Here is a 6,000-nt window from a genome sequence, read left to right as displayed (position 1 = left end):
GTCCGGCGCGGGCGGCGGCCGCGGCGGCGATGTCGGCCCGGCTGCGCGGGTCGCCGCCGGTCACCTCGACCAGCGAGGTGCCGGTCCCGTCGGTCCAGCCCTCGGCGAGCCGGCTCGCGGCGAGGTCGTAGGAGGGCGGCAGCGTCCGGGGCACCGGGGTGCGGCGCAGCCGGCCGTGCAGGCGGGCGTCGAGGTAGGGCGAGCCCAGCAGGAAGTGCAGGATGCGCTCGTCCAGGCGCAGCCGGGAGGCCGTCAGCCGTGACTCGTCGTCCAGTTCGACGATCCGCCAGCGTCTGAGGGGGGCCACGGGGGTGAGGGCGCTCCAGTGCGGCTCGGCGAGCGCGGCCAGGGCGAGCGAGAAGGTGGGGTACGCCCGCTCGGGGTCCCCGCACGCCGCGGCGCACCGGGCGGCCGTCGTGGGCTCCAACTCCTGTGCGGCGGCGAGGAGTACGAGGTCCCGCTCAAAGGGGGTGAGGCTGAAGCAGCTGACGAGAGCGTCCAGAGGCCCGGTACCAGGCACACCGACAGCCACGACACCGGCACCGGAGGCGGGACCGTCCGGCCCGACACGGGCTGCGGGCGCGCCGGGGGCGGGACCATCCGGCCCGACACGGCCTGCGAGCGCCTCGGAGGCGGGACCGTCCCCGACGCGGACCTCGGGTGCGCCGGAGGCAGTGCCATCGGGACCGTCCGGCTCGGCACGGACCTCGGGCGCATCGGAGGCGGCACCGTCCGGCTCGACGCGGACCGCAGGCGCGCCGGGGTCAGAGCCGTCCGGCGTGACGCGGGACGTGGGCGCGTCGGAGGCGGGACCGTCCGGCTTGACGCGGGACGCGTGTGCGTCGATGCGGGCCAGGACGCGCCGCATCTCGGCGATCAGTGTCGTCGCGTCCCCACTCTGCTCCTGGCCTGCCATGTCCTCACCTGCCCCCGTCGTCTCCATGTGGTGTCACTCCTGCGCGGGCTTGGGCGCCCGCGTCGCCGTCTTGCGGGCGCGTGCCGGTGTCTTCGCGGTGGTCCTGGCAGCGGCCTTGACCGGGGCCTTGCCGGCCGTCTTCTTGGCGGCCGGCCGGGCAGCGGACCCCGCCTGCTCCCGCCCCGCGGGCTCCGCTCCCCCGGCGTTCGTTCCCCCGGCGTCCGCCTCCGCGGTGACCGGCCGTCCGGCTCCCGGGGGGACCGGTGCCCCGGGCGCCCCGAACGGCAGCACCCGTACCTGCGGCCGCTGCACCGGCTTGCCCGCCACCGGGCCCTCGCGGCCGTCGATGAGGACGAGGGCCGCCTGGTAGACCACCGACAGCGCGTACGGGGTCTGGTAGAGCATCCCCCACAGCTTCGAGGTCTCGTCGATGTCCATCACCGTCGGCGTGAACCGCACGCGCTGCACCGACTCGGCGAGGTCGCTGCCCGCCAGGTAGGGCCGTTCGGCGGCCTGTTCGATGACGTCCCTGGGCAGCACCGGGATCTCGTGCAGGGTGCGCACGACGGACCCGATCAGCCGTTGCGCGACCAGTTCCGTCTCGTCGCCGTACGCCGTGATCAGGAACTGCAGGTCGAGCGCCGCGGCGGGCCGCCGGACCAGCGTGCCGTCGCTCGCCCGGGTCGGCAGATCGTCGTTGCGCCGCGAGGTGTTGGGCGTGACCTGGTAGAGGAACACGGAGATGGTGGGGTCTGCGGGCGGGTCGGCCGGCGGTTTGCGCGGCTCGACCTTGACGGCCATGTCGAGCTCCGGCCCCAGGTTGGACTCGATCAGGAGGGCGAGGGCCTGGGTGACATGGGCGAGGGCGAGTGCGTTGCTCATGACGTCGGTTCCCCGGTTCCTCTCGTACGACCGCTGCCGGTGTGTGGCCTCACTCCCGCCCCCGTGCCAGGTAGTCCGCCAGGCTCACGGCGGCCGTGGGTCGCCGTGCCGCCCCGGGGCGCTGCTGCGTGCCGCCGCCGGCGGGGGCGGCCGTGACCTCCAGGCGGCCGATCTGCACCTGCACCACCTGCTCGGGCGCCCGCCCGCCCCGCCGGGCCGCGGCCTGCCGTACGGCGTCGCGTGCCGCCGTGGTGTCCGCGGCGCTGGGGCGGGTGGCCGCGGGCACGGCGGCGGGGGGAGCGGCGCCCGCACCCGGGGGGGTGGGTGCGGACGCCGCCGTCGGGGCGGGATCCCGGTCCGCGCGGCCCCGCCCGGCGGCGCGCCGGGCGGTGTCGGCCGCGGGCCGGGGTCCCGGCGGGAGCTGTGCGGCGGGACGCAGCAGCGGTACGTCGGGGCGCGCGGGCGGCGCCGGGCGCGGGGCGGGGTCGCCGGGCTCCCGTTCGGTCTGTACGACGGTCCGCTCCCGTTCCGTGCGGATGCGCGCCGGCGCGACCCCCGGCGGGGCGGGCGGTACGGCGGCCGGCGGGGCGGCCGGCCACAGCAGCGCGTCCTCGTCGGAGGCGTCCGTACGGTCCCGTACCGCCTCGACGCGCTCGAACGGGCCGGGCAGCCGCGGCCGGACGCGCACCACGTCGGGGCGTGCGGCCGGGGTGTGCCGGGCGATCAGCCGGTCGAGGAAGTCCGGCGTATCCGGGGTGTCCGGAAGATCCGGGGTGGCCGGGGAATCCGGGGTGTCCGGGGAGTCAGACATCCGCACACAGCTCCAGGTAGTAGCGGCGCCGCGTCGGGCTGAGCGCCAGGATCTCCGGCTCGCTCCAGCCGTAGGCGGTGGCGAGCAGGTGGACGTCGAGCAGCACGTCCCGTGCCCAGGCGTCCAGTTCGGTCCACAGGTAGGTGGCGATGTCGAGTTCGGCGCGGGTGGCCGCACCGCACTCGGGGCAGCCGACGTTGAGCGTCACGTCGGCCGCGGGGTCGGCCGCCTCGACGGCCTCGGCGATCCGGCGCTGCACCGACGCGGGCAACTCCCGTGCCGGCGCCGCCGATCCGTCCCGTACGGCCGACACCACGCACCGCTCCAGCAGCGCGGCGCGCGGGTCGGGCGTGCGGGCCGCGGCCTGCAGGTCGGCGATGCCGGGCAGCCTGAACCCGACGTCCCAGCCGTCCTGTTGTACCCGTACCACCCGCTCCGACCGCTCGCCGAACGAGTCCGCGAACCGCCCGGCGTCCAGGTCGAACTCCATGTCCTCGCCGCACGCCCCGCACGCCAGCCGCACCTGCATCCGCTCGCCGAACAGCGCCCGGCGCAGCGCGAACAGGTCGGCCTCGCGCTCCCCCACCGGCAGGTGCGGCAGGTCGCGGGCGTCGGTGTCCGGACGCGCGGTGCGATGCAGCAGCAGCGCGCGCCCGGCCGGCGCCTCGACGAGCCCCGCCTCCCAGGTGGCCAGCAGGGCGGCCGCCCCGGCGATCTCCCCCGACACCGCTCACCTCACGCCGGGTTGAGGAACGAGGGCTCCTCGGGCTCGGGCACCTCGTAGTCCCGCTCCCAGCCCTCGCACTCCAGCTTCAGCGACTGGATGGCCACCGCGTTGGCGTTGGCGTCCATCTCGCCGAGGACCTGGTACTCGCTCGGCCAGGTCCGGTACAGCTTGTGCGAGACGGCCACCTGGCCGGCCTCGTTGAGGACCTGGATGACGATGTCCTTGCGGAAGTCGGCCAGGGAGACCTCGGCACCGAGACCGGCGCCGACCTGCCAGACCTTGTTGGCCCAGCGGTCGAACTCCGGGTCGTGGGTGACGCCGCGCTCCAGGGTGATGCCCTCGAACTCGGAGCGGCCCGGCGACTTGCGCGGGGAGGAGGGGTCGCCGCCGTTGCGGTGCTTGACGACCTCCGTGGTCCGCTTCAGCGGACTGATCTTGCTGATGCCGGCGACCGTCCGACCGTCCCACAGCACAAGGAACTTGAAGTTCTTGTAGGGGTCGAAGCGGTGCGCGTTGACCGTGAACTCAGCCATCTCTACTTCCTCGGTATCCCTGGCCTCAGAGCGCGAACTGCCCGGACGTCTGCTGGATCCGGACGACCACGAACTCGGCGGGCCGTACGGGCGCGATGCCGACGAGCACGTTGACGACGCCGGCCGCGACGTCCTCGTCGGTGGTGGTCTCCGCGTCGCACTTGACGAAGTACGCCTCGCGCGGGGTGCTGCCCTTGAAGGCGCCCTGGCGGAAGAGCGTGTGCAGGTAGGAGGAGGCCGACAGCCGGATCTGCTGCCACAGGCTCTCGTCGTTGGGCTCGAACACCACCCACTGCAGGCCGCGTTGGAGGCTCTCCTCCACGTGCAGGGCGAGCCGCCGCACGGGCACGTACTTCCACGCGCTGTCGAGGGCGTCGGAGCCCTCCAGGGTGCGGGCGCCCCACACCAGCGGGCCGGTGACCGGGAAGGTGCGCAGGCAGTTGACGCCGAGCGGGTTGAGCAGCCCCGTCTCCCGGTCGGTCAGGTCGACGGTCAGCGAGTGCACTCCGACGAGCTGGGCCTCGGTGCCGGCGGGCGCCTTCCACACGCCGCGCTCGGCGTCGGTGCGCGCGATGACGCCGGCGACCGCACCGGAGGGCGGGAAGGCGCGCAGGCGGCCGGTGAGCGGGTCGGTGAGCTGGATGTGCGGGAAGTACAGGCCGGCGTGGTTGCCGCGGACGGCGTCGAAGGCGGCCAGGCCGGCGCGGGCGGAGTCCACGCTGACCCAGGTGCCGGGCGCGTCGACCAGCAGGAAGATCCGCCGCTCCTCGCACAGCCGCTGGGCGGCGGAGACGACCGTGAGCACGTCCTCGGTCTTCTCGTACGCCGCCAGCTCCGGCAGCGCGAGCAGGTTGACGTCGGCGACGCCGCGCAGCGCCTGGATGCCGGTCTTGCCGGCCTCGGAGCCGATGAGGTCGCGCGGGCCGGGTGCCGCGCCGTCCTCGCCGCCCTCCAGCGGGAACACCGGTGGATTGACGGAGGCCTCCAGGCCGAGGTCGTTGGCGCACTCGCCGACGAAGCGGACGACGTCCTCGGGGTCGGTGGAGCCGGCGACGACCTGCAACCGCCGCCCGAAGGCGGTGACTTCGACGCCGGCGAAGGCGTGCTTGCCGGGCGCGTCGGGCAGCGCCCGCAGCTTGCGCTCCAGCAGCAGCGCCAACTCGGCGACGGAGGACGGGGCTTCGCCGTCGCAGTCGGGGTCGTAGAGCGTGAACTCGCGCTCCACGTCGCCGATCTTCACCGTGACGTCGACGGCGAGGTCGGGCAGGTCGTGGCCGAACGGCTTGGAGACGGTGCCGGACGGGTCGGGGCGGCCCTCGCCGACGGGTTCGACGCGGATGAGGCGCGAGCCGCCGTTGACGACGGTCGGCGCGTACCGGCCGTTGGAGGCGTCCATGGACAGGCCGGTGAAGCTCTCCCGGGCGTCGCCCCTGGCGTCGTAGACCCGCAGGTTGAAGGTGTCGTCGGGGCACGGGGTGTCGTAGTCGACGGCGACGCGCAGGCCGTTGCCCCACACGCCGGGTTCCTTGGCGTGGACCTCGAGGACGCCGCTCTCGCTGTGGCCCTCGGTGGAGGCGAGGACGACCCGGGCGGCCTTGCCGCTGCCGGCCTTGGCGACGCGGACGACGACGGCGACGGAGCCGCCGTTGCCGAAGAACTGGTGGACCGCGTAGGACAGCGGGCTCTGTGCGCTCAGGCCGCCGAACCGGCGTTCGAAGTCGGCGAATCCGGTGACGCGCACCGGCTCGTTGAGCGGGCCGCGCCGGGTGTGGCCGACGAAGGCGGTCACCGAGGTGGTCACGGCGGAGATGGTGCGGGTGCTGCTGGGAAGCTCTTCGACGTAGACGCCCGGATACGTGGGCCTCGCGGCGCTCACGGCATTCGTCGGCATTCCCCCTCCTCTTCCTGCTCAGGCACCGGTCGTAAGGCACCAAGAGGCGGCAGAGGGAGAGGTCTCTTCCGGAGCGCGCGGGAGTGTGCCGACGCGCCCTGTCGCGCCGGTCCGCGCACTCCGCGTCAGGTTTTCCCCCGTCGTCACCCCGGGCGGACGGCCGCCCGGGCCAAGCAGCAAGCTTGTGACTCCTGATGCTCAAGTGCTCGTCCCACCATGGTGAGTTGGGCGATGCCGGAG

5 protein-coding genes and 1 pseudogene are annotated in these 6,000 nt (G+C 74.5%); all 6 read right to left on the bottom strand.

Features of this window, described 5'->3' with window-relative positions; translation table 11 throughout:
* A pseudogene (locus tag ACYF6T_RS35775) lies at window positions 1–916 on the bottom strand (ATP-binding protein); the annotation flags it as partial.
* 33 nt (window positions 917–949) lie between these two features.
* Window positions 950–1,798: a Pvc16 family protein gene (locus ACYF6T_RS35770; protein WP_461701785.1), complete on the bottom strand. Its 849-nt coding sequence runs from the start codon at window positions 1,796–1,798 to the stop codon at window positions 950–952.
* Between the two features lie 49 nt (window positions 1,799–1,847).
* Window positions 1,848–2,609, bottom strand: a complete 762-nt coding sequence (locus ACYF6T_RS35765) for a hypothetical protein (protein WP_461701784.1) — start codon at window positions 2,607–2,609, stop codon at window positions 1,848–1,850.
* Window positions 2,602–3,336 (bottom strand): T4 family baseplate hub assembly chaperone, encoded by a 735-nt coding sequence (locus ACYF6T_RS35760; protein WP_461701783.1) that lies wholly within the window; start codon window positions 3,334–3,336, stop codon window positions 2,602–2,604. The genes ACYF6T_RS35765 and ACYF6T_RS35760 overlap by 8 nt, the downstream gene beginning before the upstream one ends.
* An 8-nt stretch (window positions 3,337–3,344) precedes the next feature.
* Entirely contained in the window at window positions 3,345–3,869 is a 525-nt protein-coding gene (locus ACYF6T_RS35755; protein ID WP_450850402.1) for a phage tail protein, read from the bottom strand.
* Window positions 3,870–3,894: 25 nt separating this feature from the next.
* Window positions 3,895–5,760: a phage tail sheath family protein gene (locus tag ACYF6T_RS35750; RefSeq protein ID WP_461701782.1), complete on the bottom strand. Its 1,866-nt coding sequence runs from the start codon at window positions 5,758–5,760 to the stop codon at window positions 3,895–3,897.
* Window positions 5,761–6,000: the final 240 nt, after the last annotated feature.

This window comes from Streptomyces sp. 7R007, assembly GCF_054850255.1.
Note: the sequence above shows the minus strand (reverse complement) of the source record. Positions and strands in the feature narration are given on the sequence as shown.

Bases quoted from the DNA above. Each gene is read 5' to 3' on its own strand.
- ACYF6T_RS35765 (WP_461701784.1), bottom strand. From the start codon at position 2,609: ATGTCTGACTCCCCGGACACCCCGGATTCCCCGGCCACCCCGGATCTT.
- ACYF6T_RS35750 (WP_461701782.1), bottom strand. From the start codon at position 5,760: ATGCCGACGAATGCCGTGAGCGCCGCGAGGCCCACGTATCCGGGCGTC.
- ACYF6T_RS35770 (WP_461701785.1), bottom strand. From the start codon at position 1,798: ATGAGCAACGCACTCGCCCTCGCCCATGTCACCCAGGCCCTCGCCCTC.
- ACYF6T_RS35755 (WP_450850402.1), bottom strand. From the start codon at position 3,869: ATGGCTGAGTTCACGGTCAACGCGCACCGCTTCGACCCCTACAAGAAC.